The organism is Kitasatospora sp. NPDC048298, from assembly GCF_043201465.1.
Taxonomy (GTDB): domain Bacteria; phylum Actinomycetota; class Actinomycetes; order Streptomycetales; family Streptomycetaceae; genus Kitasatospora.
Map to the genome: position 1 here is coordinate 1 of NZ_JBICYZ010000182.1, position 1,105 is coordinate 1,105.

Annotated in this window: 1 pseudogene; it reads right to left on the minus strand. The window is 74.8% G+C overall.

What is annotated here, in order from left to right:
- Positions 1-127: 127 nt before the first annotated feature.
- Positions 128-1,105 (minus strand): annotated as a pseudogene (locus ACGF0D_RS44340) (glycoside hydrolase); the annotation flags it as partial.

The window sequence follows — 1,105 nt, forward strand, 5'->3', positions numbered from 1 at the left end:
CCCCGGGCCCCCCCCCGCCCCCCCGCGCCGCCCCCCCCCCCCCCCCCCCCCCCCCCCCCCCCCCCCGCCGCGGCGCCCGGGGGCCCCCCCCCCCCCGCCCCCACCGCGTTCCGGGCGCCGTGCGGCGTCAGCGCAGCGGACGGCAGAGCAGCACGTCCGGGGCGCCGTAGTGGAGCCACTTCCAGGTGTCGGCGACACCCGCGACGTACTCGTCGTCGGCGCACTGGCCCTTGTAGAAGCCCGGCGCCCAGTCGCTGGCGGTGGAGCCGCCGGTCGCCGGCCGGTTGTCGCCGTGGTCGAACCACACGGTCCGGCCGGTGGTGGGCAGCGGGGTGGCGGACGGGGCGCAGAGCAGGGCGGCCATGGCGTTCCGATTGACGCTGTAGCCGACGGCGAACGTGTTGTCGGGGCACTGGAGCTTGTCGTAGCCGGAGGCCCAGTCGCCCCCGCTGACGTAGCGCTGGTCGGTGACGCTCACCCAGTTCCCGCCGCCGGTGACGGGCTGTCCGGCGTCGGTGCACAGGCCGCGGCTGTCGCCGCGGCCGAGGCCGATCAGCCGCTGGCCGTCGGGGCAGTTGCCCTTGCGGTTGCCGCTGCTCCAGTCGGGCAGGGCCAGCATGCGGGTGGAGACGTTCTGGTCCGCGTGGTCGAGGTCGAGCATGTTCCAGTGGTTCACCGGTGCGACTCGACCGGTGTACGAGGGCGCCTCGACCAGCTTGTGCCAGTCGGTGGCGCGCCAGTCGCCGGCGTCGTCGAGGCCGAGCCGCCGGCCGTCGGCGTCGTAGGAGAGCAGGGCCCAGTTGTCGTTCGGGACGCCACCGGCCTGCCAGCCGACCAGCGGCCAGATGGCGAAGTCGGTGTCGTTGGCGGCCAGGATGTCGGTGAAGCGGTCGAACCAGGTCTGCTCCTTGGTGTTCGTGGAACCGCGTCCGGCGGCGCCGAATTCGCTGATCCACACCGGGGCGGTGAAGTGCTGGCCGGAGCGGGTGACGAACAGCGCCTCGTCGTTCACCACCTGGGCGAGCTGCTCGGGGGTGAAGTCCTGGTAGCGCGGGTCGCCGGTGGATCCGGGGCCGCTGCCCGCGCCGGTGTTGGCCGGGCCGGT